The sequence below is a fragment of the Amycolatopsis sp. lyj-23 genome (assembly GCF_046549135.1).
GTDB lineage: Bacteria > Actinomycetota > Actinomycetes > Mycobacteriales > Pseudonocardiaceae > Amycolatopsis.
In genome coordinates this window covers 475,113-498,459 of sequence record NZ_JAJPWN010000007.1, presented here as the reverse complement: position 1 = coordinate 498,459, position 23,347 = coordinate 475,113, and the positions used below count along the sequence as shown (strand labels likewise).

Sequence of the window (23,347 nt, the reverse complement as noted above, 5' to 3'; positions counted from 1 at the left end):
GGCTGCACCTCGTGGCGGTGAGTCCGGTGGCTGGTTAGCGTCAGTGGTAGACAACCGGTCTACTACTGAGGATGGGATCATGAGCAGTGCGCAGAAGGTGGCCGTGGTCACCGGGGCTTCGCAGGGCTTCGGCGCGGCGATCGTCGAGGGGTACCGGAAGCAGGGCTGGGCGGTCGTGGCCACGGCCCGCTCGGTGCGCGAGGCGAACGACGCCGGAGTGGCCACGGTGGCCGGGGACATCACCGACCCGGCCACGGCGCAGCGGGTCGTGGAGACGGCGCTCGAGCGGTTCGGGCGGGTCGACACGCTGGTCAACAACGCCGGCGTCTTCGACGCGAAGCCGTTCACGGACTTCACCTTCGACGACTTCGAGCGCTTGGTGGCGGTGAACCTGGCCGGCTGGTTCCACCTGACCCGGCAGGTCGTGCCGCCGATGCTCGCCCAGGGCGGCGGGCACATCGTGCAGATCACCACCAGCCTCGTCGAGCACCCGCTCTCGGCGGTGCCCGCCTCGGTGGCGATGCTGACCAAGGGCGGCCTGCAGGCGGTCACGAAGTCGCTGGCCGTCGAGTACGCCGGGCGCGGCATCCGGGTCAACGCCGTCGCGCCGGGCATCCACAAGACCGCGCTCAACCCGCCCGAGACCTACGCGGAGCGCGGCGGACTGCACCCGCTCGGCCGGATGGGCGAGGTCGGCGACGTCGTCAACGGCGTGCTCTACCTGGAGAACGCGCCGTTCGTCACCGGCGAGATCCTCAACGTCAACGGCGGTCAAAGTGCCGGCCACTGAGGACCGGGCGATCGTGACCCGGGTGCTCGACGCCTGGCGGGCGGGCATCGACGACCACCGCCCGGCCGACGTCGCCGCGCTCTTCACCGAGAACGCCCTCTTCCAGGGCGCGCACCCGGCGTACTCGCTGGGGCGCAAGGGCGTCGAGGAGTACTACGAGCAGCAGCCGGCCGGGCTGACCGTCCGCTACGAGGTCCGGGAACTGCGCCCGCTGGCCGACGGCGTGCTGCTGGCGTACGTCGATCCGGACTTCACGCGGCCGGACGGCACCGTGTGGCGGTTCCACCTGACCGTGCTCTTCGAGCGGCAGGACGACGGCCGGTGGCTGATCGGCCACTACCACGTGTCGAGGATCTGAGAAGCGCGGGAAGCGGGTGGTACGCACCTGCTTCCCGCCTCGGTCCGTCAGGCGGGCGCGCCGACGAGCGCGAGGCAGTGGGTCCACAGCGCGTCGAGGTGGCCGGTGTCGTTGTAGAGCTTGGCGAAGAGCACCTGGCCTTCCAGCTGGGCCACGACGGCCCGCGCCGCGGCGGCGGGGTCGGCGGCTCGCGCGTCACCGCGGGCCACGGCTTCCTCGACCACCGCCCGCACCAGCTCCGCCTGCTCGCCGAAGATGTCCTGCAGCGCGCGCCGGACGGGCTCGGCCTGGTTGCTCAGTTCGAGGCTCAGGTTGCCGAACAGGCAGCCCGAAACGGTGCCGCAGTCCGCCTGCCCGGACCGCTGGGTGGCGGCGGTCGAGTCGAAGAGCGCGCGGAGCCGGTGCAGGGGCGCCCCCGGGCCCTCGAGGATCTCCGCCCACGCCCGCCGCTGTTCGGCCCACTCGCAGGCGATCACCTCGAGCGCCAACGCCTCCTTCGAGTCGAAGAAGTAGTAGAAGCTGCCCTTGGGTGCTCCGGCGCTCTTGCAGATCTCGGCGACGCCCAGCGCGGAGTAGCCACGCTGCTCCATCAGCCGTCGTCCGGCGGCGACGATGCGCTCCTTGCCGTCACTCGTCCTGCCCACCCCGTCAGTGTACGACCGGTCGTCTACCAGTCCGGGCCGCTCACTCCATCGGTTGATCACCGCCACCGGACCGGCGACACCGGTCGTGAGCCGTTCGCGCCTGTGCTTCGTTGAACCGGTGATTCCGCTTCGCTTCGCCCACGCCCTGACCGGCTTGGCCGTCTCCGCGGGCGCTGTGACGCTCGCGTTGGCCGGTCCGGCCGCACGGACGGTCGCCCCGGCCGCGCGGTCCGCCGCGCCCGCCTCCGCGACGCTCGTCCGGTTGACGGAAGCACCGGTCGAAGCGCTGGGTCTCGAGGCCTACACCGGCCGGTACGGGGTGGCGGAATCCGCCGGTGCCGGTGAGACCGACAACGGCGACTTCAGCGACCCGGACGGGATGCTGCACCGGATCGGCGTCGCCACGAAGCAGACCCGGACCGCCGCCGACCCGGCCAAGAACTGGGCGCAGGCGCAGCTGACCGCGCTGGAGGTGAAGTCCGGGAGCAAGTCCTTCCTCCAGGTGGCTTCGTTCGATTCCTACGCCGAGTGCGTGCCACCGCCGGTGGGGCCGTGGGCGCTGGCGTACAACCGCAGCGACAGCAGCGTGATCCGGGTGCTCGGGCACCTCGTGCGCCCGGGCCGCACCGAGCTGAGCGTGACCGGGGCCGAGCTCGGTGCCGCCGGGATCGGCAAGAGCACGCTGACGGTCGTGGTGACGCCGTACCAGGACCCGTCCGCGCAGAGCCGCCGGGACTACGCGCGAGCCGGCCTGGACATCGACGTCACCGCGGCGCTGAAGGACAAGGACGGCAAGCCGGTGTACAACGGGCCGGTGCTGTCACTGCGCCTCGGTGAAGTCGAGGCGCACTGCGCAGCCCGGCCGCCGACGACCTCCAAAACCCCCGCCACTTCGACGACCCCCACGAGCTCGTCGACACCTGCCACCTCGTCGACGGTGACTTCCTCGTCCGCCGCGACGACCTCGACGACGGCCGGTTCTTCGAGTGCCACGACCACCCCGGCCGGCTCGTCGACCGCGACACCACCACCCGACTCGGCCGGCGGCACCTCGACGCCGGGCCCGGCGTCACCGCCGGGTGGGCCCGGCGAGCCGGGTGGGAGCCTCCCCGGCACCGGCATCGGCGGCCTGCCCGCGCAGGCGATCGTGCTGCTGGCGCTGCTCGGAGCCGGGCTGGCGCTGCTCGCCGCGGCGCGCCGCCGAGGCAGCCGCTGAGCCGGCCCGCACCCGCGCTCCACGGCGTGACCTGCAGGTTTTGTCGCGCCGCGAACGGGTACGCCGAACGATCCCACGGAAAGGGCAGCGCATGGCGGCGAGCGAAGACACCGGTGCGGGACCCGCGATCGCGGTGCGGGTCGACGGGACCGAGCACGAAGTGGCGGTGGACCCGCGGCGGACCCTCTTGGACCTCCTCCGCGAGCAGCTCGGCGAGCCGGTGGCGAAGAAGGGCTGTGACCACGGCCAGTGCGGCGCGTGCACCGTGCTGGTCGGCGGCCGCCGGGTGCTGAGCTGCCTGACCCTGGCCGTGACCTGCGACGGCGCGGACGTCACGACGGCGGCCGGGCTCGCCCGCGACGGCGAGCTGCACCCGATCCAGCAGGCCTTCCTCGACAACGACGCCTTCCAGTGCGGGTACTGCACGCCGGGGCAGATCTGCTCGGCCGCCGGGTTGCTGGCCGAGTTCGCCGCCGGGGCGCCGAGCCACGTGACCTCGCCGGTCAGCGGTGCTCCACAGTGGTCGGACGAGGAGATCGCCGAGCGGATGAGCGGCAACCTCTGCCGCTGCGGCGCCTACGCCGGGATCGTCGCCGCCGTCCGGGAGTCGCGATGAAGACCTTCACCTTCGCCAGGCCGGCCACGCTGGCCGAGGCCGTGCGGGCCGTGGCCGCGGACCCGGACGCGGTGTTCCTCGCCGGCGGCACGAACCTCGTCGACCACCTCAAGCTCGGGGTGGCCCGGCCGGACCGGGTCGTCGACGTCACCGGCGTGACGTCGGACGAGATCCGCGAGCACGAAGACGGCAGCCTGTTCGTCGGGGCCCGGGTGCGCAACAGCGATCTGGCGGCGCACGCCGCGGTCCGCGCGCGGTACCCGGTGCTGGCCGAAGCGCTGCTCGCCGGCGCGTCCGCCCAGCTGCGCAACATGGCCACGGCCGGCGGCAACCCGTTGCAGCGCACGCGCTGCCTCTACTTCCAGGACGTGACGACGCCCTGCAACAAGCGCGAGCCCGGCTCCGGGTGCTCGGCGCTGGGCGGAGCCACCCGCCAGCACGCGATCCTCGGCGCGTCCGAGGCGTGCGTGGCCACCCACCCCTCCGACATGGCGGTCGCGCTGACGGCCCTAGACGCGCGGGTGCACGTCACCGGGGCCGGCGGCGAACGGGAAATCGCCTCCGGAGACCTGCACCGGCTGCCCGGCGACCACCCCGAACGCGACACGGTCCTTGAACACGGCGAGCTGATCACCGGCTTCACGCTGCCCGCCGTGCCGTGGGCGCACCGGTCGGCCTACCGCAAGGTCAGGGACCGGGCGTCGTACGCGTTCGCGCTCGTTTCGGTGGGCGCCGGAGTGTCCCTTGTGGACGGGAAGATCGACGACGTCCGCGTCGTGCTCGGCGGAGTGGCGCACAAACCGTGGCGGGCCACCGAGGCGGAAGCCGTGCTGCGCGGGGCCCGGCCGGGTGCGGACGTCTTCCGGGCGGCGGCGGAGGCCGAGCTGGCCGGGGCCCACGCGCTCGACGGCGTCGACGGCGGCAACGCCTTCAAGATCCCGCTCGTCCGCCGCACCCTGGCCGCGGTGCTGCGCGAGCTGACCACCGAGGAGCCGACCCGATGACCGAGCTGCTCGAACCCCGTGCCATGGGGACCGCCACCACCCGCCGCGACGGCCCGGCCAAGGTCACCGGGACCGCACCGTACGCCTTCGAAACGCCCGCTGATCGCCCGCTGTACTGCCACCCGGTGCAGGCCACGATCGCCCGCGGCCGCTGCGCCCGGATCGCCACCGTGCCCGCCGAAAGCCTTGACGGCGTGGTGCGGGTGATCACGCCGTTCACGGCCGAACGGCTGGCGAGCACCGACGACGCCGAGCTCGCCGTGCTGCAGGGTCCCGAAGTACCCTTCCGCGGCCACGTCGTCGCGCTGGTGCTGGCCGAGACCCCGGAGACCGCCCGGCACGCCGCGGAACTCGTGGCGGTCGAATACGACGCCGAGCCGCACGACGTCGAGCTCAGCGCCGGCCGCAGCGACCTGTACGCGCCGGACTCGGTGAACCCGGCCTTCCCGACCGACACCGCGCAGGGCGACGCCGACGCCGAGCTCGAGCGGGCGGCGGTGACGATCGGCGAGACGTACACGACGGCGATGCAGCACAACAACCCGCTGGAGCCGCACGCGACGACCGCGTTGTGGGACAACGGGATCCTCACGCTCTGGGACTCCACGCAGGGGGTCCACCCGGTGCGCTCGGCCGTCGCCGGGGTGTTCGGGCTGCCCGAGGAGGAGGTGCGGGTCCGCTGCCCCTACGTCGGCGGCGGGTTCGGGTCGAAGGGCACCCCGCACGCGAACGTCGTGCTTGCGGCCATGGCCGCCCGCGCGGTGCCGGGCCGCCCGGTCAAGCTCGCGCTGACCCGGCCGCAGATGTTCGCCCTCGCCGGGTACCGCACGCCGACGATCCAGCGGGTCCGGCTCGGCGCGGACGCCGACGGGCGGCTGACCGCGCTGCGGGTCGACGTCGTGGAGCAGACGTCGCGGATCAAGGAGTTCGCCGAGCAGACCGGGGTGCCCGCGCGGATGCTGTATGCGGTGCCGAACCGGGCCACCAGCCACCGGCTCGCCGCGCTGGACGTGCCGGTGCCGTCGTGGATGCGGGCGCCGGGGGAGTGCCCCGGCATGTTCGGCCCGGAAGTCGCGATGGACGAGCTCGCCGTGGCGCTGGGTGTGGACCCGGTCGAGCTGCGGGTGCGCAACGAGCCCGACCGCGACCCGGAGAACGGACGGCCGTTCTCCAGCCGCAACCTCGTGGCGTGCCTGCGCACCGGGGCCGAGCGCTTCGGCTGGGCGGACCGGGATCCGCGGCCCGGTGTCCGCGGGGACGGCCGGTGGCTGACCGGCACCGGGGTCGCCGCGTCGGTGTACCCGGCGAAGCGCTCGACCGGGTCCACGGCGCTGATCCGGTTCGAGGCCGGGCGGTACGTCGTGGAGATCGGCGCCGCCGACCTCGGCACCGGCGCCTGGACGATCCTGCCGCAGATCGCGGCCGATGCCCTCGGCGTGCCGGTGGCGGACGTCGAGGCCCGCATCGGCGACACCGGCTACCCGAACGCGACCGTCGCCGGCGGTTCCTCCGGCACCGCCTCCTGGGGAACGGCGATCGTCGCCGCGGCGGAGGCGTTCCGCGACAAGTACGGCAGCGACCCGGCCGACGGCGCCGAAGCCGCCGCGGACACGCCGGAGAACCCGGCCGAAGAGCAATACTCGATGTACGCGTTCGGCGCGCAGTTCGCCGAAGTGCGCGTCGACGCCGACACGGGCGAAATCCGCGTGCCGCGGCTGTACGGCACGTTCGCGGCCGGCCGGATCGTCAACCCGCTGACGGCCCGGTCCCAGCTCCTCGGCGGCATGACGATGGGGTTGTCCATGGCGCTGTTCGAAAGCAGCACGATGGACCCGCGCACCGGGCACGTGGTCAACCACGACCTGGCCGAGTACCACATCGCCACCAACGCCGACGTCGGCGACCTGCGCGCGGACTGGATCGACGAGCACGACCCGCACGTCAACCCGATGGGCACCAAGGGCGTCGGCGAGATCGGCATCGTCGGCACCGCCGCGGCGGTCGCGAACGCGGTGCACCACGCGACCGGGGTGCGCGTGCGCGAGCTGCCGATCACCCTCGACGCCCTGTTGCCCGCGCTGGAGTGACGCCGGGGCCGTCAGGTGAGGCCGCCGAGGGCGCGCCTCACGCGTCTACGAGCCGGGCGCCTCGGCGCCAGATCGCCCGGGTGCCGAGCGTGTCGCCGATGTCCTGCGTCGGGTCGCCGTCGACGAGCAGGAGGTCGGCGCGGAGTCCTTCGGCGATGCGGCCGCGGTCGGCGAGCCCGAAGCGGCGTGCCGCGGTCGCGGTCGCCGCGCGCAGCGCTGCGGCGGGGGTCAGGCCGGCGGCCACGAGGTACTGCAGTTCCCGGTGCAGGCTGGCTCCGTGCGCGAGGCCGCCGAAGAACGTTTCGGGCATGGAGGCGTCGGTGCCCGCCAGGAGGTCCACGCCCGCGGCGGCCAGCGCCCGGACGGTCGCCAGCACGTCTTCCAGGTTGCCCTGCGGGTAGCGGTCGTAGCTCGAGCGCAGCGTTTTGTCCCACTGGTCGTCGAGGCGGCGGGCGACCCGGGGATCGTCGGCGAGGTCGCTGCCGGTGATGCCCATCATCGACGCGTCGAGCGCGATGCAGGGCACGACGAACATGTCCGCGCCGGCGATCAGGTCCACGATTTCCGCGGTGTGCGGCCGGTCCATGAACACGTGGACGAGGCCGTCGATGCCGGCTTCGACGGCCATCCGGGTGGCGTCGAGGGTGAGCGTGTGGGCGACGGTGAGGGCGCCGTGCTTCTTGGCTTCGGCGACGCCGGCGTCGAGCGTGGCCTGGTCGAGTATCGGCAGCCCGGGATGGCCTTCGACACTGCCATCGTCGATCATGAACTTGATGTAGTCGGAGCCGCGCGCCAGCAGCTGCGGGACGAACGCGGCGGCCTGCTCGGGCGTGGTGGAGAACGGCATCAGCGGCATGACCGGCGGCAGGTCGCGGGCCGGCCGGAACCCTTCGGGCATCAGCTCGCTGGGGTGGCCGCCGGGCGGCGTGATGGCGAAGCCGGCCGACCGGACGTCGGCGACGGTGTCGTCCTCGGTGATGTGCGCCCGGTTTTCCCGGGTGTGCAGACCTTGCATCTCCAGTTCGGTGGTGACCCCGAACCGCAGGGCCAGCGCCAGGGAGCCGGGGCTGGAGTGGACGTGCGCGTCGATCAGCCCGGGCAGCAGCGTCGCGCCGCGGCCGTCGACGACCTCGGCGCCGTCGGGCACGTCGCCGCCGATCCGGCGGATCTTCGGCCCGTCGAGGACGACGGTCTGCACACCCAGGGGCTTCTCGCCGTCGAAGACGCGGGCGCCGGTGATGGCGGTGGTGGCCATGGTAACTCTCTTTCTCGCTGACATTTACATACCTGATGCTATGCACTTTGCCAGTGGTATGCAAATGCGGGAGGTACTACGCTTCGGCGGGTGAGCAGTTCCGCCGAAGATCCGCTGCTGGACCAGATCGGGCCCGCGCTGTCCCGCCTGCGCCGGCGCACCCCCGCCTCGGGCCGCGACCTGTCCCGCAACCTGGTGCTGAACGTGGTCGCCGACGCACCGGGGGAGATGACGGTCGGCGGCCTCGCGGCGGAGATGGGCGTGGTCCAGCCGGTGGCCAGCCGCACGGTGGCGGCCTGCATCGCCGACGGCTTGCTGCGGCGGGCAGCGTCCCAGGCGGACGGCCGCCGGACGGTGCTGGAGCTGACCGAGCGCGGCGAGGTCGAGCGAACCCGGTTCGCCGCCGAGCAGCGCGCGGCGTTCGAAGACATCACCGCGGCGTGGTCACCGGAGGACCGCGCCCGGTTCGCGCGGCTCCTCGTCCGCTACGCCACCGATGCCGCCGCTTGGTCTCGGCGCCGTGGGTCGGACGGCGAGTAGCTTTCCGGGCCGCCGAGCGTTCAGCCGTCGCCCGTTGGTGCCCGGTGCGGTCGCGCCGAGCCTTCCGGTCGCGCGTGTGCCCGGACCGCGATCTTCCTGAGCTAGTCGAGAAGCGTGATAGTCAAGTTTCTTGACTGAACTAGCTGCGATGCGTGTCAAGACTCGGGTAGCTCAGTGCTTGGGTCGACGGAGGAGGTGGGCGGCAATGGCACCCAGTCCGCAGGCGGGCCCGCCTTGCGGGCCGAGTGAAATTCTTCTTCGACCGCCGAGAGGAAGGATTGTCTCCGGCGTCCGCCGCCTTGGCCCGAGAGCCAGCTGTCTCGTGAGTAGGCCCAGTACTCCCTTTCGAGTTCTCCCTCGAAGAAGCGGGCAATGTTGCGGCGGACGCCTTGCAGGCTGTACTGGCCACTGAGGAACATCGAGTAGTAGTTGAGAAAAGCAAGAGGCCCGCGTGCAGTTGGCGTTCGTCGCGGATGCCAGCCCTTCGTGCTTCGCGGACTTGGCCGAGGAGCGATGCGGCAACGCCGAATACGCCGACCGTGGCGATCAAAGCCGAAATTCCGCCGTACGCCTGTCCGATGTTGCTCAGCTTCGACCAGTCAACAGCCTCGACACGATCGAGCAACGGGAACAGAAACGGCGACACGATCACGGCGAGCACGCATATCGCAGCGCCCGCGAAACCGGCCGAAACCAGGATCGTTCGTCTCAAACGTAGCTGCCCTGGCATACGCTGCAACACGGCCACCCTCTTCTCGTCACGTCTCCGGCAGATTTCATGACGGCATCCAGGAGTACATCGCTCCCGGGCGAGTGGCCACGGTGGCCACCCGTTCGCCGAGCACTTCGACGCCGGAGACGCGGCCGGCCGGAAGGTGGAGCCGGACAGAGCGAACCGGAAAAACCGGATGCTCACGAGAATCCCTTACCGCGGGGGCTGGTCTGCGCTACCGTCGAGGGACCGCAGACACCGGGGGGAATCATGCGTCGATTGGTCGTTTCCGCCGCTTGCGCCGTGCTCGTGTGCGCCGGCACCGGTACCGCCGCCGCGGGGGTGGATCCGCGGCAGGCCGCGTTGGACGCCGCGGTGCAGGCCGGGAACGTCGGGGTGGTCGCCGTCGCCGCGGATGCGGCCGGGCGGTGGCGAGGCCGGGCGGGGGTCGGTGACGTCGTCACCGGGGCGAAGCCGGACACCGGCGGGCGGTTCCGCATCGGCAGCGTGTCCAAGACCTTCACCGCGACGCTCGTGCTCAAGCTCGCCGCGAAGGGGCGGCTGCAGCTGGACCACCCGGTCGCGGAGTACCTGCCCGGCCTGCTGCCCTACCCCGAGCCGATCACCGTGCGCCAGCTGCTGCAGCACACCAGCGGCCTGCCGCGGGACCTCGCCCCGCAGTACACCTGGACGAGCCTGCCCGAGCTGGACACCGAGCGCTTCGTGCACTTCGGCGAGGTCGAGGCGATCCACGACAGCACGGTGCAGCCGCTGCTCTTCCCGCCGGGCACGAGCTGGTCGTACTCCAACACCGGCTACAACGTCTTGGCGCTGCTGGTGGAAAAGCTCACCGGACGCCGGTTCGAGCAGGTGCTCGCCGACTGGATCACCGGGCCGCTGCACCTGGCCGACACGTTCCTGCCGCGCGACTTCCCGCTGGTGCCCCGCCCGGCGGTGCACGGCTACGAACAGCTCTACCCCGCGCCGCACGGGCTGACCGACGTCACCGTCTACAACCTCAGCCGCTACTTCGGCGCCGGGAACATCATTTCGAGCGCCACCGACCTCAACCGCTTCTTCCACGCGTTGTTCGGCGGCGAGCTGCTGCCGCCCGCTCTGCTCGCGCAGATGAAGACGACCGTTCCGTGGCCGGGCCAAGGTGGTGTCCTCGCCTACGGGCTCGGGCTGATGCGCGTTTCGCTGTCGGCGATCTGCGGTCCCGGCGCTCCCGACGTCTGGGGGCACGCGGGGGACGTACCCGGGTACAGCACGTGGAGCATGAGCGACGAGACCGCCACCCGCGGGATCACGGTCGCGGCCAGCCCGGACATCACCGCCACACCCGCCGCGGCGGCCGGCCGGGTGATGGCCATGGTGACGGAGTTCTGCGCCCCCGCCGCGCCCGGCGCACAGGCCCACGCCGGCCGGCTCGAGGCCGCGATGCGCTGACTTGGATTCCGGCGCCGCACCGACCGGTCCGGGCAGCTGGGGCGGGCGTCTGGCTCGGTCGAACTCCACGGCGAGCAGCCGCCGTCAGGGGCGCCAAATCCGATTGCCCGGCGAGGCCGGCGGCGCGATCATGGGCCGGTGTCCGGGGGCGAATGGCTGGCAGAGGTGAAATCCGGGCTGCGCGGTGCGGTTGCCTGGCGGGGAGACCGCACGGACGAGCACCGCTATGCCGACGTCACGGGCTGGTGGCGCCGGCCCGCCCTGCTCGGGCAGCTCGGCCCCGCGCTGGCGCACCTGTTCGACGGCGAGCAGCCCACCGTCGTCGTCGGCCCGGAATCGCGTGGCTGCCTGCTGGGCCCGCTGGTCGCCCTGCGTTTCGACGCCGGGTTCGTCGAGGTGCGCAAGAACCGCGTGGCGTCGAGCGACAGTGACGCCTGGCTGCAGCGGACCACGCCGCCGGACTACCGGGACCGGCACCTCACCCTCGGTTTCCGCAGGAGCCTGGTCGGCGGCGGCGATCGCGTGCTGTTCGTCGACGACTGGATCGAGACCGGCGGACAGGCCCACGGTGCCCACCGCCTCGTCGAGGACGCCGGCGCGACCTGGCTCGGCGCCGCGACGGTCGTCGACGCGCTGAGCAGCCACCAGGTCCGGCGGCACCTGAAGGTGCGATCGCTGCTGCACGTCCGGGAGCTTTGACCTTTTAGTGAGGTCAGCCGAGCGGGTAGCCGATGGCTGCGACCCGGTCCGCGACGGCGGTCAGTGTCGTGGCGGGGTTGAGTGCGGTCACGACGCCGGCGCTCAGGGGCCGCCCGGCGTAGACGTGCCGTACCGCGTCGAGGTCGATCGGCGTTCCGTAGTAGTCCCGCGCCCAGTCCTGGAACGCTTCGGGGGTGCCGTCGGTCAGCAGGCCGAACAGCCAGCCGGCGCCGTCGTCGCCGTCGGCGGGAACCGTGACGGGCCCGTGCCGCCACTCGCTGTCACGGTGCTCGCGCCACAGGCACACCGTGACGTGCGGCGTGCCGGTGTCGTCGCGGAACGCCGGGTTCTCCACGCAGTCCCGGAAGGCGTCGGGCACGGCGTCGAGCACACCGGGCCAGGGGCGCTCGTCGTCGGTGGCGTAGGGACTCATCGGTGACTCGTGGTCGAACCCGCGCACGAAGGCTCCCGCCCGCGTGAACACGATCGAATACTCGTTGCCTGCACCGTCCCGCATGGACGCCAGCTCGGCGCCGGGCGCCCAAGCGGGGTCGTGACCGTGGCGCCGGTCGTCGCTGCCGGGGTCCAGCACGACGTCCAATGTGGCCAGTGCGCGGCACAGCGCGCGCAGTCGCGGGATGGCGGGCAGGCGACGGGAAAGGTCGTACACGGTCACCCCGGCATCCAAGCAGACCGGCTCCGGGCCGCGATGTCAGCGGGCCCCGCCGGAAGCCTGCCTGAGCGTGCGTTGCCGGGGACGCAAGGGGTTGCGGACCCGCCACGCCATGCCTTGCCACCAGATGCCCAAGGCCGTCAGCGAGCCGCAGAGCACGACGACTTCGGCGGCGTCGGCGAAGTCGCCGCCGTCGGTGAGCCACGCCGCCGTTGCCGGGAAGGCGATCGTGGTCGCCACGGTGATCGGCCAGTGCCGCAGCGACACCACCAGCCGCCGCCCGCGGCCGGGTGCGCCGGTGGGGCGGCGGGCGGCGCGGGCGCGCCACGGCCCGCGGTAGAGGAGTTTGCCCAGCAGCGTCGAGAGGGCCAGGCCGCTGGTCACGCCGAACAGGAGGGCGATCCCGGACAGTCCGGTGAGGACTTCGGTGCGGTGGCCGTACCCCCACGGCCGGGCGTGTGGGTCGGGGGCGTCGCCGGTGGAGGAGGAGGCGGCGACGGCGACCGGGACGAGCAGCACCAGCCACGACGCGATCAGCCCGGCGAGGAACCAGGCGTGCAGCCGGACGCTGATGCCCGTGACGGTCACGCGGGCGGAACCGCGCGCGAAGTACTCGCCGCTGCGGGCGCCGAAGTCCGACCCCGCGCCCAGCCAGACCATGATCAGCGGCGCGCTGGTCATGACCGCCATCAGGAGCACGAAGACGATCGACCCGGTGCCGCTCGCGTCCCCGGACATCCCGAACAGCTGGTCGGGTCCGTGGCCGGTGCCCGTGAACCACAGGGTGGCCGCCAGCAGGAACAGCAGGTCCAGGCCGAACAGGCCCAGGCAGATCGACGCGACCGCCTGCTGCCACCGCACCGGCGCCCCCCGGTAGGCCAGCGAGAACCCGATCCCCGGCAGCAGCACGCTGCCGGCGACGAGCCACCACTGGCCCGAGGGGCCGCCCGGCTGCTGGGCCGGGTCGTAGGTCAGCCACCGGGTGCCGAAGGACGAAGTCAACCGGTCCCCGGTGCTCATCACCAGCGCGACCGAGGCCAACGCCGCGATCGCCAAGCCCGCCGGCACCGGCAAGATCCCACGCCGCATCGTCACCCTCTTCTGCCTCGGCCGGTCGGAAGCTGAGCTTTCAACGATCCGGCTGCGGGCGCAAGGGTGTCACGGAGAGCTTCCGAGTTCACGCCATTGTGTGACTGGTCGGCGGCTGTGGTCGCTTGTACGTTGGTTTTCTCCCTCTCCCCGGCGAAGGCGATCCCTCATGCCCCACGCAGATCCGCGTGCCGGCGTGCTGACCAAGCGCGCTCTGGTGACGGCGTCCCACGCGGTGGAGCGCGCGGCCCTGGCCGAGGGCGCCGGCGCCGACACGGTCGTGCTCGCGTTGTTCCAGCGGCTGCCCTACTTCGAACGCGAGCGGGAGGTCTACGCGCGGATCGCGCGCCGGGCCGCCGTCACGGTCGTCGGCCTGGTCGACGCCGGGCGGCCCGACCTGCCGCACGGCGTCACGCCGGTGCTGCTGCGGCCCGGCGAACCCCTGGCGCGGGAGTGGTCGGTCGTCGTGCTGTCGCCGACGTTCGGGGCCTCCGTCGTGGCGCAGGACCTCGTGGAGGTCGACCCGCAGGCGGCCACCGTCGAAGGCGCGCGGCTGTTCAGCGGCCGCTGGGGCCTGCGCCGCGACGAGGCGTACGCCGAGGTCGTCCGGCTCCGCGACGCCCTGGGCGACCGGCTGCCCCCGGCCGTGCGGCGGAAGGTCGACGAGGTGCTGGCGTCCGTCGAAACCCCGGCGGCGGTCGACGTCGAGAGCCGGGCCGAAGCGGCGTTGCGGCACGTGGCGGCCGAACTGGACGAAGCCCGCGACCGGGCGGCCCCGCCGCCGGCCGTCGATCCCGAAACCGGGCTCGCCACCCCGGCCGGGCTCGCCGCCTGGCTCGGCGACGCGACCGACACCGTGCCGCTGGGGCTGGTCCTGGTCGCGGTCGACGACCTCGCCGCGGTCGAACGCCGGCACGGGCCCCGCATCCGCATGCACACCGAGCAGAACATCGCCGACCTGTTGCGAGAGGGCCTCCGCCCCCTCGACCGCGCGGCCCGGCTCGGCCCGGGGGAGTTCCTGGTGGTCCAGCCCGCGGTACCCCCGGCCGAGCTCACCGAGCGCGGCCGCCGCCTGGAGCACCGCCTGGCGGCCCTGCACGCGACCTACCCGTTCGTGGACCTCCACCCCCGCACCACGACGCTGCTGACCCGCCGCCGCCCGTTGCCCCTGCGCAAGCTGCGCGCCCAGCTGCGCGAGGTCCCGGCGGGGACGTTGTGGCCGCCGAGCCAGGGTTCGCTGCCGCTCCCGCTCCCGTCGAAACCGCGGCCGGTGGTGCTGCGCTCGGGTGTGGGCAGCCGGTTTTCCTGAGCGCGGGTCGCGTCTGGTGACGGTCGGCGAATCCGCGCCACGGCCGGAGGACGAACTGGTCCTGCTGCCGCCCTGCTTCCGCCGCCACCGCCGCCACCGTGGCCGGCGGTGCTGCGCTCGGGTGCGGGCAGCCGGTTCTCCTGAGTGGCGGTCGCGTTTGGCGGCTGTCAGCGAATCCGCGCCATGGCCGGAGGACGAACCGGCCCAGCTGCGGCCCCGCCGGTTCCCCTGAGGCGCGTCCGTTCCGTGGCCGTCGGCAGATCCCCGTCACGACCGGAGCACGAACTCGGCCACATCGTGGCCCAGCTGCCGCCCAGCTTCATGGTCGATCCGGGTGTGGACCCCGGCCACAATGCGGCTCACGCCCGCTTCATCGGCGGCCGCCTGGAACGAGGGGAACCGGCGGATCGTGCCCGGCAACGCTTCGGACGTCACCGCCAAAGCCCAGCGCGGCCCGTACTCCTGGCGCAGCACCTGCGCGCCCGCCTGGGAAATGACGCTGTGTGCGCCGGGGTACGCCGGGTCAGGTGGGGTGTTCGCCAGGCTGGACCAGCCGGGGATGCCGTCCGTGGCCGGGTTGCCGTCCTCGGCGGCCAGGCGGATCGCCGTGATCGGGCGCCAGATCCGGTAGTGGTACTTCGCGTCGTAGAAGGCGATCACCGCGTCGGCGAAGGTCAGGTTGAGGCGGGCGAACACCCGGGCCGCGACGATCAGCCCGCTGCGCGAGCCGCCGACGACCGACTGCGCGATCTCGTTCCAATAGTTCCAGATCGGCGCGGCCCAGAACCGCGCTTGCACCGTCTCGTCGGCCGTCCGGGTCGTGCTGGTGTCACGCCCGGCCGCGGCCACCTCCCGCACCGCGTCGGCGTACCGCGCGCCGGTCAGCGCGGGGTACGGTCCCGGCCGGAACCGGGCGGCCCGGTCCAGCACGAACGGCGTCACCGCCGCCCAGTGGGTGAACGCGGCGGGGGCGAACGCCGGGGGCGTCGGCCGGTACTGCCCGGGTTCGGTGCCCGGTGGCAGGACCGGCGGGGGCGCGGCCGAGCCGTCGTCCGCGCGCAAGCCCAGCAGCAGCCGCGCGACCAGCCGCCCCGCCCGCACGCCGGCGTCCCGCGCGGCCGGCGGGGTCACGCCGGCCAGCTGCCCGGCCAGCAGGCTCGCCAGTTCGCCGGCCCGGGCGGGGTACAGGGCGGCGAGCACGTCGTGGGCGGCTTGCGCCGCGGCTGCCTCCGGCGCCGCCCGGCCCGGCGCGTCGACGGTGAACAGGTAGGGGCGCCCGGTGCCCGTCGTCGCGACGACGGCGTCGTGGATCGCCGCGTGCAGCAACGCGAAACTGCGGGTCGGGTGCACCGTCGCGGGCTGCAGGCCCGCGGTGCGCACGATGGCCAGCAGTTCCCGGTTCCAGGCCAGGACGACGTCCGCGCCACCGGGCCGCACGGGCGCCGCGGCAGCGATGGCCGGCAGCCCGGTTGTGGCGAGCACGGCAGCCGCCGTTCCGCTGGTCACGAGCAGCGTCCGGCGCGACATCGGTGTGGTCATTTCGCTCCCTGTTCGTCGGAGGCCCAGTCGCCAGAAGGTTCGCTCACCGATACGGTCACGAGTTACGGCGTAACCCGGGCGCGTATCCCTCAAGTGGCGGGAAGAGTCGGTGGGGAGAAGCGGGGCGGTGCCGGTGGCACAGCGGTTCCGGCGCAAGCGCGCCGAACAGGACGAAGCGGGCACGGCGCCGCGCCCGCGGCTGCACGCGGTGGGGGCGGATGTCTACCCGGACTGGGAGGCGGTCTACCGCGACAACGTCGACCGCGTGTACCGGCTGATGTTCTCGAAGGTGGGCAACCGGCCGGACGCCGAAGACCTCACGACGGAGGTCTTCCTGACCGCGTTGCGGCCGCTGCGCGTCTCGGCGAGCGTGGGCGAGGTCCGGGCGTACCTGCTGGCCACCGCGCGGACCGTGCTGGCCGGGCACTGGCGGCGCACGCTCGGCCGGGAGATCACCACCCTGGACGAGGAACACGACGTCGTCAGTTTCGAAACAGGCACAGCCGAGGCCGGCACCCCGGACCCGGGCACGCTGGCCCGCGCGGAAGCGATCCTAGCGCTCCTGCCGGAGCGGTACGGGCGGATCCTGCGGCTGCGCTTCTTGCAGGCTTGTTCGCTGAAGGAAGCGGCGGAGCAGCTGGGCACCACCGTCGGCAACGCGAAGGTGCTGCAGCACCGGGCGCTGCGCCAGGCGGCCCAGCTGGCGGAAGGGATGGAGACGTGAGCACCAGAGGCGCCCGCCGGTTCGTGAAGGACCTCCTGCGGCGGCGACGGCCGCGCCCGTTCGCGGCCGGCCCGGAGGACGAGGCCGAGCTGCGGACCGCCATCCTGCTGCGCGCCGCCCGGCCGGGCGGCGCGGCGGCGAGCGAGGAGTTCGTCGCGGGGCTGCACCGACGGCTCGCCGAAGAACTCGGTGAGCCGTCGCCCGCGCGCGGCGGCAACCGCCGCCGGTTCATCCAGGTGTCTTCGGCCGCCGCGGTGGCGGCCGCGGCGGGCGCCGGCGTCGAATACCTGGTGGTGTCGGAAGCCGAACCGGCGGCGGAGCCGCCCCCGCCTCCTCCGGGAGAAACGACGCTGCAGCCGGAAAACGGCGAGTGGCGGGCCGTCGTCGCGGCGCACGACCTGCCGGAGGGCGGGGTGCGTCCGTTCGACTTCGGGGCGGTGGCCGGCTTCGTGCACCGGTCCGGCGGGCAGGTGCAGGCCGTGTCGGCGACCTGCACGCACCTCGGGTGCCGGTTGAACCTCGACGCGCCGGCGCGGCGGCTGAACTGCCCGTGCCACCGCACGTCGTTCGCCGTCGACGGCGTCGTCCTGACGCACCAGCTGCCGGTGACGCCGCCGCCGTTGCCGCACCTGGTGGTGCGGGAAGCCGGGGGAGTGGTCGAGGTACTGGTGCCGCCCGCCGGAGCGTAACCCCCGCGCGTATTCCTGGCATGAGGATTTCCGTTGCGGTGAAACACTTCCTGCTCGTGGGTGCGGCGGCGCTGGCGCTCACGGCGTGCACCGCGTCACCACCGCCGCCGCCCGCGGCGGCGCCGCCGTCGATGCCCGCCATGTCGAGCATGGCGGCTCCGCCGTCTTCGCCGGTGGCCGCGAACGCCACCGCGAACAGCGTGGCCATCAAGGACTTCGCGTTCGCGCCCGCGGCGACGACGGTGAAGAAGGGCACCACCGTCACCTGGACCAACTCCGACCAGGACGCGCACACGGTCACCAGCACCGGCTCCGGCGGCCCGCTGCGGTCCCCGACCCTCCAAACCGGACAGTCCTATTCGTACACGTTCACGACCCCGGGCACGTTCGAGTACCTGTGCACCATCCACCCGTTCATGACCGCGACCGTGACGGTGACCCCGTGACCGAGGACGACCACGGCCCCGACGGCATGACCCGGCGCCAGCTGCTGCGCCACACCGCGTGGTTCGGCGCCGCGGTGGTGCTGACGGTGACCGGCGGCGAGGTGATCAGCCGGATCGCCGCGCCCGGCGAGGCCGCGGCCGTCGACGACCCGAACGCGCTGCGGTTCGTCCAGATCAGCGACAGCCACCTCGGGTTCAAGGGCCCGGCCAACACCGCCGTCGAGTCGTCGTTCTCGCAGGCGCTCACGCAGATCAACGGGCTCGGCTACCGGCCGGACTTCGTCATGCACACCGGCGACCTGACCCACCTGTCGACGCCGGCCCAGTTCGACGAGGTCAAGCAGATGATGGGCACGCTGGACACCGGGCACGTGTCCACCGTGCCCGGCGAGCACGACTCGGTCGACGACGCCGGGCAGAAGTACCGGCAGGCGTTCGGCGCGGGCACCGCGGGCGACGGCTGGTACAGCTTCGACGTCAAGGGCGTGCACTTCATCGCCCTGGTGAACACGCTCAGCCTGGAGAAGCTCGGCCACCTGGGCCCGGACCAGCTGGAGTTCGTCCGCAAGGACGTCGCCAAGCTCGGCTCGGACACGCCGATCGTGGTGTTCAGCCACATCCCGCTGTTCGCGATGTACTCGGCGTGGGGCTGGGGCACCGACGACGCCACCCAGGCCCTGTCGTACCTGCGGCGGTTCTCGTCGGTGACCTGCCTCAACGGGCACGTGCACCAGCTGTTCACCAAGACCGAAGGCAACATCACCTTCCACAGCGCGACGACGACGGCGTACCCGTTGCCGCAGCCGGGCACGCGCCCGGCGCCGACGCCGGTGACGCTGCCGGCCGGCAAGCTCGCCGACGCGCTGGGCATCCGCGAAGTGTCCTACCGGCCCGGGCAGCCGGGCCTGGCCGTGAAGGACGTGAAGCTGGCATGAACCTCCTCCTGCGGATCGCGACGGCGGTGGGCCTGGCGGCCACCGGATTCCTCCACGCGCAGCTGTACGTCGATGGCTACCGGGTGATCCCGGTGATCGGACCCGCGTTCCTGGTGCAGGCGGCGGGGTCGATGGCGGTGGCGCTCCTGCTGCTGGTGGGCGCCCCGATCCTGCTCCGGCTGGCGGCGGCGGCCCTGGCGGCGGGGGCGTTGGCCGGTTTCGTGCTGTCGCGCACGACCGGGTTGTTCGGCTTTTCCGAGCGGGGCTTCCAGCCGGCGCCCCAGGCGCTGCTGAGCGTCCTGGCCGAGGTGGCGGTGCTGGTCCTGGTCGCGGTCGCGCTGCACCGCGACGGGTGGGGGCAGCTGATCCGGCGCCGCGGCCGGGTCCGGGTCAGCTCGCCGTAGCCGCCGCGGTCACGGCCGCGGGATGTTGCGGAGGTTGGCCCGGGCGAGCCGGGCCAACCGGCCGACGCCGCCGTGCAGCACCATCTTCTTGGTGGGGACGGCGAAGCCGAGCAGCTGCCGCCGCTGATGTACGGCGGGATGGACCGGGCATTGGGGTCGGTGACGACGTCCACGAGCGCCGGGCCGTCGTGGTGGAAGGCGTCCTTCAGCGCCTGCCGGACCTCGCCCGGGTCTTCGACGCGCCGGGCGACAGCAGCGCCGCTGGTGTCGCCCGGCTGAGGTTCGTTGCCAGTGGCCCGGCTCGGTGACCTTCAACGAACCTGCGAAGAGCGCTGCTAAGCGACCCGCCGGACCGCCTCGGCGTGGTGTTGCGGGCGGCAGGCGGTGCACACCATGGTCCTGCCGAGCAGGAGCCCGGCGGGGGAGAGGATCCGCCCGACGTGCAGGGTGTGCTGGCCGCACCGCCCGCAGGGGAGGGGTTTGCTGTGGCGGCTGATTTCGATCCGGTCCGGCATGGGGCACCTTCCTCGGGCGTCGGTTCGGCGGGGCTACCCGGGTGACCGGGGGACACACCCGGGTAACCCGAACGGGCTAGGGCGCGCCCTGGTGCAGGGGCGCGCGCGGCGAGGTCGGCGGGACGACGGACCCGCCGTAGTCCGCGGCGCCGACCGTCACGGCCGCGACGAGGGCGACGGCGCCGGTGGCGGCCACGACGCGCGCGGGCTTGCGCAGCGCCGGCCACGGGTGGCGGGCGGCGGCCGCCGGCTTCGTGGCGGCCCGTCGGCGGGCGGACGCCACGACGAAGCACAGCGTTGCGGCGATGATGAAGAAGTCGGCGACGTTGAAGCAGTACCGGCCGATCGGGATGAAGTCGACCGCGCCCCGGACGCTGCCCGGGGCGGTGAGGTGGTGCATGCCGAGGCGGTCGAGCAGGTTGCTGGTCCAGCCGCCGATCGCGAGGGCCGCCGGCAGCCGGACGGCCACCGGGTGCCGGCCCGGCAGCCGGGTGAGCACGGCCACCGCCAGCAGACCGGCGCCCAGGAGGTCGAGCAGCGCGCCGGTGACCGGACCGGCGTACCACGCACCGACCGCCGGGCCGACGAGCGGATCACCGCCGTAGTTGATCCGCACCTGCGGGATCTCGCGCCAGGCCCACCACTTGGCCAGCTGGTCGGTGAGGACCACGAGCACGACGGCCGCGACCGGCGCTCTCGCCGATCTCCGCGCGGGGCCGTTCCCCTCTCGCCGGTCAGCACGGATCATGGTTCCTCACAACGCGGTGCGGGTGCCCTGGGCGAGCAAGGAGCCGGCCAGGTGGGGACTGTCTCGGCGAGTCCCCGGCGATCCGCCCGGTAAACGCTTCCACGGACCGGCGTCGGCGAGGACGACGCCGGCGCAACCCAGGTCGCCGCCGCGTGGGTCAGCGTGAGCGGTGCTCGGCAGAGTCCGACGAAGCATGATCCTTCTGCTGTGGTGGGGTTTCGTGGCTGTCTATGCTCGGGTGCATGCAGTCCGACCACGAGATGACGGACCAACCGAGCGATGATCCGGACCGGCAGCGTCCGCGGGGCCAGGCACCGGAACTACCGCCGATCGCACCCAGGACGCGATACCCTGTCTTCTCTTATCCGACCTTCGACGACGAGACCGTGCGCAGGCGGATGACGCTCATCGGAGTCGAGTGGAACGAGGGCTACGCGCAGAGAATCGAGCGATATGAAGAAGATCGTCAATGGAGCCAACTCAAGGCAGCGCTCATTCTCGGCTCATATGTATTAGTCGCTTTTTTCGGTATCTACGCCATGCTTCGTGAGTTCGTATTATCGCACCCCAGGGATAATGTCTGGCTGGTCGTCGCGGGCTACTCTCTTTTGCCTTGCTTGGCTGTTGCCTTCGGCATCTACTGGGTCTCGAGCCTTTTCGCGGGTGCCGATTCGCGCTTTTACAACCATATGGCCGCCATATTCAAAGCGGCGGACACCGGAGGTGTCGTCGACGCCATGAACCAGGTCGGTATCGCCGCGCGTCGGCTCTTCGCGCTGGTGCAGGGAAGTCGTCAGACATGGACATCGCCTCCCGCGGTCGCCGACCGGGCGTTGAAGCTGACTCGGCCCCTGCTCGACATCGCACTCGACGATGCGTTGCCGGCGCAGCAACGGGCGACTTTGAAAAGCCTGTTGTACGACGTGACGGCCATGGTCGTCATAGGCCGCCCGGACTTCATTCCGAGGGTTCGTTCCGGATATCCGAGCCTGCCGCGACGTTCGGTCGACGTGGCCGGAGACGATCGGGACATCCTCTACCTCGATCCCATGCGCAATCGCTCACGTTGGGAAGTGACTCGTGAGTACGTCGTGCCATTGGCCAGCCTGATCGTATCGATCGCGGCGTTCGTGGTTGCCAGCACGAAGTGAGGCGGTCATGTTCGTTCAACCGGTAAGTGGCTGTTTCAGGGACTCCCTGGCACGGCGAGCAGTGCCGATCGGTGCGACCCTGGCGGGATGACCGATCGGCCGGGGCCACGACGAGAACTCGAGCGCATCCGCGAGAGCGGTGGACCGGCGGCGGCGCATGCCCGGGAGGCACTCGGCACCGGATCCCTGCCCGATCGGCTGCGGGCCGCGATCCTCGCCTTGGCTCTCGCGCGCGGCGAACGCAGCAGCACCTGTCCTTCCGACGCCGCCCGCGCGCTGGCGGACGAGTGGCGTCCGCTGCTGCCACGGGCTCGGGAACTGGCCCGTGAGCTCGCGCGGGCCGGTGCGGTGCACCTGACCCAGGGTGACCGGGTGCTCGACCCGGACGGAGAATGGACCGGACCGATCAGGATCCGGTGGCACGGGACCGGCTGAGCGCCCGGACGCGACCGAGAACCGGCCGACGCGCCCGGGACTCCACGCGGAAGTCCCGGGCGCAGGCGGTGAGGCGACGGGAAAGGCTCAGCTGTGGGCCGCGGCGACCAGGGCGCTCGCCGGCGGCATCAGCTTCGGGTACTCCTTCTGGAACTTGTCGATCATCGTCGCGGACGGGATGATGCGGTTCGGGTTGGCCTGGCTCGTCGCCTGCTTCTCGCCCCAGGCACCGGCGGCCTTGCGCTGGTCGGGGGTGCCGTGGCTGTGGAAGCAGTCACCGATCGACGCGTCGAGGTAGCTGACCTCCTGCTGGGTGCGGGCGTTCCAGGCGTAACCCTTGGCGTGCGCGACGAAGTAGCCGCCGTAGGCGTCGGGGCCCATCTCGGACGACTCGTTGCGCGGGTGGTTGTCGTGCGCGAAGTCGACCTGGTGGCCGTACTCGTGGCCGACCACCGACTCCACCGAGACGTCGTCGAAGCCGAGGACGTTCACCGTGTCGAGCAGGCCGTCGCCGAGGGCCACGCGCTTGCCGCCGAGGCTGCCGGCCGGGGCGGAGAACGCGTTCAGCGTCAGCAGCGGGTTGCGGCCGCCCTGCATGGCCGGCACCTCGTAGAGCACCTTGGTGGCGAGCGCGGCCGCGTCCTTCACCTTCGCCGGTGCCAGGCCGAGGCTGAAGGTCTGCGCCATCTTCGCCTGGCTGCCGAGGTCGGTGCCCTTCCAGGCGACGAGCTGGATGTTCCAGCTCTCGATGTCCCAGAAACCGCGCAGCTTGTCGATCGCGGTGGTGGCCCGCGCGGTATACTGGCCGTCGGTGCCGAAGACCTGCGGTGCCTTGTCGGACGTCACGCCCTGGACGTAGAGCTGGCTGAGGCCCGACAACGCGTCGAGCGCCTGGCCCTCGAGCGGGGTGAGCGCGGCCGCGAGGTTGTTCGCGTAGGTCAGCAGCGCACCCGGGGTGCAGCCCGGGATCGGGCCGTCCGCGGCCTGGCTCTGCGGGCCGATGCGCGGGATGGGCGAGTCGATGAGCCGGTCGACGCCGCGCAGCGCGTCCGCGGGCAGGCCCCTGTAGAGGTCGATGACGTCCTGGTACAGCTGCGCGACGTCCTGTTCGACGGTGGTCGGTTCGGCCGCGGCAGCGGGAACGGCCGTGGCGAGCACGAGCGCCACCGCCGTTCCCGCCGCCGCGAGCGTGCTGCCGAGGAATCCGGTCCGGTTCGGCAAGGTTGGTCCCCTCTTCTGTTCCGGTGCAAGATCACGAAGCACCGCCACAGTAGGGCGGCGCTTGGCGGCCGAACCGGCGCCGGGACAGGAACCCCTCAA

General features: G+C 72.4%; 26 protein-coding genes and 2 pseudogenes. 17 read left to right on the top strand and 11 right to left on the bottom strand.

The features are described from left to right. The first annotated feature begins 79 nt into the window (after positions 1-79). Positions 80-790 carry an SDR family NAD(P)-dependent oxidoreductase gene (locus ACLJPY_RS20330; RefSeq protein WP_410590553.1) on the top strand — a complete coding sequence of 237 codons (711 nt, stop codon included), beginning with the start codon at positions 80-82 and terminating at the stop codon, positions 788-790. Then, the gene (locus tag ACLJPY_RS20325; protein WP_410590551.1) at positions 777-1,148 is read left to right on the top strand and encodes a YybH family protein; all 372 of its coding nucleotides are present in this window, start codon (positions 777-779) and stop codon (positions 1,146-1,148) included. Before ACLJPY_RS20330 ends, ACLJPY_RS20325 begins: the two co-directional genes overlap by 14 nt. A gap of 47 nt (positions 1,149-1,195) precedes the next feature. Here the strand turns inward: ACLJPY_RS20325 and ACLJPY_RS20320 are convergent, their stop codons facing one another. After that, complete coding sequence (locus ACLJPY_RS20320) at positions 1,196-1,792, bottom strand: TetR/AcrR family transcriptional regulator (protein WP_410590549.1); 597 nt, start codon at positions 1,790-1,792, stop codon at positions 1,196-1,198. A 118-nt stretch (positions 1,793-1,910) separates the two neighbouring features. Between ACLJPY_RS20320 and ACLJPY_RS20315 the strand changes: the two genes are divergently transcribed. The 4 genes from ACLJPY_RS20315 to ACLJPY_RS20300 all read left to right on the top strand — a co-directional run bounded on the left by ACLJPY_RS20315 (position 1,911) and on the right by ACLJPY_RS20300 (position 6,715). Further along, positions 1,911-3,008, top strand: a complete 1,098-nt coding sequence (locus ACLJPY_RS20315; protein WP_410590548.1) for a hypothetical protein — start codon at positions 1,911-1,913, stop codon at positions 3,006-3,008. A gap of 91 nt (positions 3,009-3,099) precedes the next feature. Continuing rightward, on the top strand, positions 3,100-3,624 hold the full coding sequence (locus ACLJPY_RS20310) for a (2Fe-2S)-binding protein (protein ID WP_410590546.1): 525 nt from the start codon (positions 3,100-3,102) through the stop codon (positions 3,622-3,624). Next, complete coding sequence (locus ACLJPY_RS20305; RefSeq protein WP_410590545.1) at positions 3,621-4,628, top strand: FAD binding domain-containing protein; 1,008 nt, start codon at positions 3,621-3,623, stop codon at positions 4,626-4,628. The genes ACLJPY_RS20310 and ACLJPY_RS20305 overlap by 4 nt, the downstream gene beginning before the upstream one ends. Next, the gene (locus ACLJPY_RS20300; RefSeq protein ID WP_410590544.1) at positions 4,625-6,715 is read left to right on the top strand and encodes a xanthine dehydrogenase family protein molybdopterin-binding subunit; all 2,091 of its coding nucleotides are present in this window, start codon (positions 4,625-4,627) and stop codon (positions 6,713-6,715) included. The genes ACLJPY_RS20305 and ACLJPY_RS20300 overlap by 4 nt, the downstream gene beginning before the upstream one ends. A 37-nt stretch (positions 6,716-6,752) precedes the next feature. Here ACLJPY_RS20300 and ACLJPY_RS20295 read toward each other — a convergent pair whose 3' ends face one another. Next, the gene (locus tag ACLJPY_RS20295; RefSeq protein WP_410590543.1) at positions 6,753-7,970 is read right to left on the bottom strand and encodes an amidohydrolase family protein; all 1,218 of its coding nucleotides are present in this window, start codon (positions 7,968-7,970) and stop codon (positions 6,753-6,755) included. 90 nt (positions 7,971-8,060) lie between these two features. On the opposite strand from ACLJPY_RS20295, the gene ACLJPY_RS20290 reads away from it, so the two are divergent. Beyond that, positions 8,061-8,510, top strand: coding sequence for a MarR family winged helix-turn-helix transcriptional regulator (locus ACLJPY_RS20290; RefSeq protein WP_410590541.1), 450 nt, complete (start codon positions 8,061-8,063; stop codon positions 8,508-8,510). A gap of 155 nt (positions 8,511-8,665) precedes the next feature. Here the strand turns inward: ACLJPY_RS20290 and ACLJPY_RS20285 are convergent, their stop codons facing one another. Beyond that, entirely contained in the window at positions 8,666-8,929 is a 264-nt protein-coding gene (locus ACLJPY_RS20285) for a DUF6082 family protein (protein WP_410590539.1), read from the bottom strand. Between the two features lie 80 nt (positions 8,930-9,009). Beyond that, a pseudogene (locus ACLJPY_RS20280) lies at positions 9,010-9,240 on the bottom strand (hypothetical protein); the annotation flags it as partial. A gap of 252 nt (positions 9,241-9,492) precedes the next feature. Between ACLJPY_RS20280 and ACLJPY_RS20275 the strand changes: the two are divergent. Both ACLJPY_RS20275 and ACLJPY_RS20270 read left to right on the top strand, forming a co-directional pair. Then, positions 9,493-10,671, top strand: a complete 1,179-nt coding sequence (locus tag ACLJPY_RS20275; RefSeq protein ID WP_410590537.1) for a serine hydrolase domain-containing protein — start codon at positions 9,493-9,495, stop codon at positions 10,669-10,671. Positions 10,672-10,809: 138 nt separating this feature from the next. Further along, positions 10,810-11,370, top strand: a complete 561-nt coding sequence (locus tag ACLJPY_RS20270) for a phosphoribosyltransferase family protein (RefSeq protein ID WP_410590536.1) — start codon at positions 10,810-10,812, stop codon at positions 11,368-11,370. A gap of 13 nt (positions 11,371-11,383) precedes the next feature. Here ACLJPY_RS20270 and ACLJPY_RS20265 read toward each other — a convergent pair whose 3' ends face one another. Both ACLJPY_RS20265 and ACLJPY_RS20260 read right to left on the bottom strand, forming a co-directional pair. Further along, on the bottom strand, positions 11,384-12,046 hold the full coding sequence (locus ACLJPY_RS20265; RefSeq protein ID WP_410590534.1) for a hypothetical protein: 663 nt from the start codon (positions 12,044-12,046) through the stop codon (positions 11,384-11,386). A 36-nt stretch (positions 12,047-12,082) separates the two neighbouring features. After that, positions 12,083-13,132 carry a hypothetical protein gene (locus tag ACLJPY_RS20260; RefSeq protein WP_410590532.1) on the bottom strand — a complete coding sequence of 350 codons (1,050 nt, stop codon included), beginning with the start codon at positions 13,130-13,132 and terminating at the stop codon, positions 12,083-12,085. A gap of 169 nt (positions 13,133-13,301) precedes the next feature. Here ACLJPY_RS20260 and ACLJPY_RS20255 point away from each other — a divergent pair, with 169 nt between their 5' ends. Further along, entirely contained in the window at positions 13,302-14,441 is a 1,140-nt protein-coding gene (locus ACLJPY_RS20255) for a DICT sensory domain-containing protein (RefSeq protein ID WP_410590530.1), read from the top strand. 267 nt (positions 14,442-14,708) lie between these two features. Here the strand turns inward: ACLJPY_RS20255 and ACLJPY_RS20250 are convergent, their stop codons facing one another. Further along, entirely contained in the window at positions 14,709-15,980 is a 1,272-nt protein-coding gene (locus ACLJPY_RS20250; protein WP_410590529.1) for a vanadium-dependent haloperoxidase, read from the bottom strand. A gap of 127 nt (positions 15,981-16,107) precedes the next feature. On the opposite strand from ACLJPY_RS20250, the gene ACLJPY_RS20245 reads away from it, so the two are divergent. Genes ACLJPY_RS20245 through ACLJPY_RS20225 form a run of 5 tightly spaced genes read left to right on the top strand, consistent with a single transcriptional unit; the run spans position 16,108 to position 19,178 of the window. After that, complete coding sequence (locus ACLJPY_RS20245) at positions 16,108-16,704, top strand: RNA polymerase sigma factor (protein ID WP_410590527.1); 597 nt, start codon at positions 16,108-16,110, stop codon at positions 16,702-16,704. Further along, on the top strand, positions 16,701-17,393 hold the full coding sequence (locus ACLJPY_RS20240; RefSeq protein WP_410590525.1) for a ubiquinol-cytochrome c reductase iron-sulfur subunit: 693 nt from the start codon (positions 16,701-16,703) through the stop codon (positions 17,391-17,393). Before ACLJPY_RS20245 ends, ACLJPY_RS20240 begins: the two co-directional genes overlap by 4 nt. 20 nt (positions 17,394-17,413) lie before the next feature. Beyond that, positions 17,414-17,839 carry a plastocyanin/azurin family copper-binding protein gene (locus tag ACLJPY_RS20235; protein ID WP_410590523.1) on the top strand — a complete coding sequence of 142 codons (426 nt, stop codon included), beginning with the start codon at positions 17,414-17,416 and terminating at the stop codon, positions 17,837-17,839. Then, complete coding sequence (locus tag ACLJPY_RS20230; RefSeq protein WP_410590522.1) at positions 17,836-18,774, top strand: metallophosphoesterase family protein; 939 nt, start codon at positions 17,836-17,838, stop codon at positions 18,772-18,774. The genes ACLJPY_RS20235 and ACLJPY_RS20230 overlap by 4 nt, the downstream gene beginning before the upstream one ends. Next, positions 18,771-19,178 (top strand): hypothetical protein, encoded by a 408-nt coding sequence (locus ACLJPY_RS20225; RefSeq protein WP_410590520.1) that lies wholly within the window; start codon positions 18,771-18,773, stop codon positions 19,176-19,178. The genes ACLJPY_RS20230 and ACLJPY_RS20225 overlap by 4 nt, the downstream gene beginning before the upstream one ends. Positions 19,179-19,187: 9 nt before the next feature. On the opposite strand, the pseudogene ACLJPY_RS20220 reads toward ACLJPY_RS20225, so the two are convergent. From ACLJPY_RS20220 to ACLJPY_RS20210, 3 genes and pseudogenes are all read right to left on the bottom strand, one after another. After that, positions 19,188-19,441: pseudogene (locus ACLJPY_RS20220) on the bottom strand (ubiquinone-dependent pyruvate dehydrogenase); the annotation flags it as partial. A gap of 72 nt (positions 19,442-19,513) precedes the next feature. Further along, entirely contained in the window at positions 19,514-19,693 is a 180-nt protein-coding gene (locus tag ACLJPY_RS20215; protein WP_410590518.1) for a hypothetical protein, read from the bottom strand. A gap of 76 nt (positions 19,694-19,769) precedes the next feature. Beyond that, complete coding sequence (locus tag ACLJPY_RS20210) at positions 19,770-20,441, bottom strand: signal peptidase II (protein ID WP_410590516.1); 672 nt, start codon at positions 20,439-20,441, stop codon at positions 19,770-19,772. Positions 20,442-20,683: 242 nt separating this feature from the next. On the opposite strand from ACLJPY_RS20210, the gene ACLJPY_RS20205 reads away from it, so the two are divergent. Both ACLJPY_RS20205 and ACLJPY_RS20200 read left to right on the top strand, forming a co-directional pair. After that, the gene (locus ACLJPY_RS20205) at positions 20,684-21,592 is read left to right on the top strand and encodes a hypothetical protein (RefSeq protein WP_410590514.1); all 909 of its coding nucleotides are present in this window, start codon (positions 20,684-20,686) and stop codon (positions 21,590-21,592) included. An 87-nt stretch (positions 21,593-21,679) separates the two neighbouring features. Beyond that, positions 21,680-22,027 (top strand): DUF3253 domain-containing protein, encoded by a 348-nt coding sequence (locus ACLJPY_RS20200; RefSeq protein WP_410590512.1) that lies wholly within the window; start codon positions 21,680-21,682, stop codon positions 22,025-22,027. Positions 22,028-22,114: 87 nt separating this feature from the next. Here the strand turns inward: ACLJPY_RS20200 and ACLJPY_RS20195 are convergent, their stop codons facing one another. Beyond that, positions 22,115-23,248, bottom strand: a complete 1,134-nt coding sequence (locus ACLJPY_RS20195; RefSeq protein ID WP_410590511.1) for a M48 family metalloprotease — start codon at positions 23,246-23,248, stop codon at positions 22,115-22,117. Between the last annotated feature and the right edge of the window lie 99 nt (positions 23,249-23,347).

Coding starts and splice junctions, on each gene's coding strand:
- ACLJPY_RS20260 (WP_410590532.1), bottom strand. CDS start 13,132: ATGCGGCGTGGGATCTTGCCGGTGCCGGCGGGCTTGGCGATCGCGGCG.
- ACLJPY_RS20225 (WP_410590520.1), top strand. CDS start 18,771: ATGAACCTCCTCCTGCGGATCGCGACGGCGGTGGGCCTGGCGGCCACC.
- ACLJPY_RS20200 (WP_410590512.1), top strand. CDS start 21,680: ATGACCGATCGGCCGGGGCCACGACGAGAACTCGAGCGCATCCGCGAG.
- ACLJPY_RS20210 (WP_410590516.1), bottom strand. CDS start 20,441: ATGATCCGTGCTGACCGGCGAGAGGGGAACGGCCCCGCGCGGAGATCG.
- ACLJPY_RS20295 (WP_410590543.1), bottom strand. CDS start 7,970: ATGGCCACCACCGCCATCACCGGCGCCCGCGTCTTCGACGGCGAGAAG.
- ACLJPY_RS20215 (WP_410590518.1), bottom strand. CDS start 19,693: ATGCCGGACCGGATCGAAATCAGCCGCCACAGCAAACCCCTCCCCTGC.
- ACLJPY_RS20310 (WP_410590546.1), top strand. CDS start 3,100: ATGGCGGCGAGCGAAGACACCGGTGCGGGACCCGCGATCGCGGTGCGG.
- ACLJPY_RS20205 (WP_410590514.1), top strand. CDS start 20,684: ATGCAGTCCGACCACGAGATGACGGACCAACCGAGCGATGATCCGGAC.
- ACLJPY_RS20285 (WP_410590539.1), bottom strand. CDS start 8,929: ATGTTCCTCAGTGGCCAGTACAGCCTGCAAGGCGTCCGCCGCAACATT.
- ACLJPY_RS20235 (WP_410590523.1), top strand. CDS start 17,414: ATGAGGATTTCCGTTGCGGTGAAACACTTCCTGCTCGTGGGTGCGGCG.
- ACLJPY_RS20275 (WP_410590537.1), top strand. CDS start 9,493: ATGCGTCGATTGGTCGTTTCCGCCGCTTGCGCCGTGCTCGTGTGCGCC.
- ACLJPY_RS20300 (WP_410590544.1), top strand. CDS start 4,625: ATGACCGAGCTGCTCGAACCCCGTGCCATGGGGACCGCCACCACCCGC.
- ACLJPY_RS20250 (WP_410590529.1), bottom strand. CDS start 15,980: ATGACCACACCGATGTCGCGCCGGACGCTGCTCGTGACCAGCGGAACG.
- ACLJPY_RS20330 (WP_410590553.1), top strand. CDS start 80: ATGAGCAGTGCGCAGAAGGTGGCCGTGGTCACCGGGGCTTCGCAGGGC.
- ACLJPY_RS20305 (WP_410590545.1), top strand. CDS start 3,621: ATGAAGACCTTCACCTTCGCCAGGCCGGCCACGCTGGCCGAGGCCGTG.
- ACLJPY_RS20255 (WP_410590530.1), top strand. CDS start 13,302: ATGCCCCACGCAGATCCGCGTGCCGGCGTGCTGACCAAGCGCGCTCTG.